Below are 2,628 nucleotides of genomic sequence, written 5' to 3' on the forward strand. Positions count from 1 at the left end.
AATTCTCAAATAAACCATATATGCAAATATTTTTCTCAGGATGTGATTTTAAATAGGTTTTGACATCATCCAGAAGTTTTTCTGCATGGACTTCGTATGCTTCGAACTCAACCTGTTTGCCGTTTCGAAAGCGATAATCCACTTTCGCACCCTGACCGGCGACCTGAGTATGATTGGGCTCAAACTCCCCCCAGTTCCCTATAATCTGATCCAACTGCTGTTTTTTGTGTTGATGCGGGTCACCATATACTTGAATGCTCTGCTGTAAATACTTCGCGGCTTCTGGATACTGTCGTCGATTCTCAAACACACTGGTGAGTTGCGCCAATGCGTTTTCTGCGGTAGAACTCTTTTCCAGCGCGACAATCTTCTGATAGAGACGAATATAATTCACATCGTCCGGCAGATTGAACCGTTGAATACCGGTCGCCAGACGGGCCAGTGTCTCTGTTTCTTTGAGACTTTCCAGCGAATACGGATTGACCTGCTCCTCTTCCTGATCCCCTTGAACTACTCTCCGACTTGAAAAAAATGGCATATAATTCCGCAGCGTCTGTACGCCGAATTGACTTCGGTTAAAGTCGGCAATCTGAAGCAGCACTGCCTGTTGACGGTCCGGCTTTTGTTTCACAGCCTGATCCAGCAGCCACCGCCAGCGCTCGCCATCATTGACGGCGGTTTCATAAGATTGCGGAACACGGTAATAAATGGGGACTCCCGCTGCATCAACGGGCGCCCCTTCAGGACCAGCAACGCTCGCTCCATAATTCCTTCTACTAAATCCGCCGCCGAATCCGCCACCTGACTCTCCGCTGAGACTTCCATAATCGGGCACCTCCTGCAAATCGGTCAATACCTGTAGTTTCCAGGCGTTTCCGCCTTCGCGGCCATACATGAAATACGCTGCGAAATCGTAATTTATGTCGGAAGCCAGATCGGAGTTATCATCGCTTTTTAACATAACCAATCCGACTGCCTGACTCATCAGCCGCAGTGCACTCAGACGATCCAGTTCCTGAGTATTGACATAGCGGCCCACTCCTCTGTGATGTCCCCGATAGAACTTTTCATCAATCACATAACCATAGTGTGGCCCCTGAATCAAAGTCTCCGCAGCCTTCCATAAGACGCGTGGTTTTGCGGCATGATTCTTCAAAACGGATTCGCGAAACTCATCGATCTCCGTGACCCGATTCAATTGCTGCAGGCACTGAATCCCCTCGCGCAGGTCATGCACCACTCCCTGATCAGAATTGTTTTGCTGATTCGCCAGCTTCTGATAAAGTTGCCAGGCATCACGATAATTGCCCTCTTTCTGATACTTTTGTGCCAGCGTGCGTTCATCAGAGACGCTTTTTTCCTCAGCAGAGAGATACAGGCCCAAAAAAGTGAAGAAAACCAGAATCAACGACCATTGAGCACTTTTCTTCATTCTGAATTGCAACATCATAGAACCTGTATGAAAAAAGAAGGGACCAGCGTTTAGAGTATCAGACGGGAATCATACTGATTTACGCCTGTTTGACGAATCGAATTTGAGTTCTGTTCCCGGAATTCCCGGATTTTTCACGATCTCCCCAGATCGAGGTAGGAGAAATCCGCAGATTCCTGCATAATTTCAATTCTTAAACAACTCACAAAAATTCAATCTCCCCCCAGATATTCGAAGAGACACATTTATGGATTGGCTGACAGCAGCTTTAACGCTCTGTGGTTACCTGATCACCCTGGCTTTAATCCCCAATATCCTTTTACAAAAGAAACGGCATCCGGTTTCAACGGTTTCCTGGATTTTAACCATCCTCCTGTTACCCGGTCTGGGGGGAATTATCTATCTGTTCTTCGGTATTAACCGTGTACAAAGACGTTCGCTTTCCAAAGAAAGAGCCAACAAGTCTCTCGCCCCCAAGCTGCCGCAAGTGGTGCAAAATCAATTGCTTTCCCGGGAAGACTACCTGCCGCTCAACCAGAACCTGATGCGATTAGCCCAAAACATCACGCATACCGTGCCGACGTTTGGAAATCATATCGAACTCCTGACAGACACGAATCGTACGCTGGGACTGATTAAACAGGCCATCATGAACGCCGAACATTCTCTGCATCTCGAATACTATATCTGGCAACCGGACCGTTCCGGAACATTGATGAGAGATTTACTCATCGAGAAAGCCAAAGCAGGCGTCGAAGTGCGTTTTCTGTATGACGGTCTGGGGTCGTTGAATTTAAGAAATCGCTTTTTCAAACCGATGCTGGAAGCAGGAATTCAGGTGGCCCCATTTCTTCCCGGTGCATCCATTCGAGAAAGGTGGTCTATTAATTTACGAAATCACCGTAAAATTGTCATCGTTGACGGGAAGATCGCCTTCACCGGCGGCATGAATATCGGCGACGAATATCTGGGACAGGACATGGGACTTGGTTTCTGGCGAGATACCCACTTAAAAATTGAAGGCCCCGAGACGCTACAGCTACAGCAGGTTTTTGCTGAAGACTGGTTCTTTGCAACCGGGGAAGCGTTGACTCATCCTCATTACTATGGTCGTCCCGAACCAACCGGTACTGTTACAGCCCAGACTCTTTCATCAGGGCCTGAAAAAAATACCGATGTCTTTTTGACGCTGATGT

The 2,628-nt window shown here is 47.6% G+C and carries 1 protein-coding gene and 1 pseudogene; one reads left to right on the forward strand and one right to left on the reverse strand.

What is annotated here, in order from left to right; translation table 11 throughout:
• Positions 1-1,447, reverse strand: a pseudogene (locus tag Q0294_RS05010) (alpha-2-macroglobulin); the annotation flags it as partial.
• A gap of 232 nt (positions 1,448-1,679) precedes the next feature.
• Between Q0294_RS05010 and Q0294_RS05015 the strand changes: the two are divergent.
• Positions 1,680-2,628: phospholipase D-like domain-containing protein (locus tag Q0294_RS05015; RefSeq protein ID WP_299461550.1), on the forward strand; the 949-nt coding region annotated here is incomplete at its 3' end.

The sequence above is a fragment of the uncultured Gimesia sp. genome (assembly GCF_937919775.1).
Lineage (GTDB): Bacteria > Planctomycetota > Planctomycetia > Planctomycetales > Planctomycetaceae > Gimesia.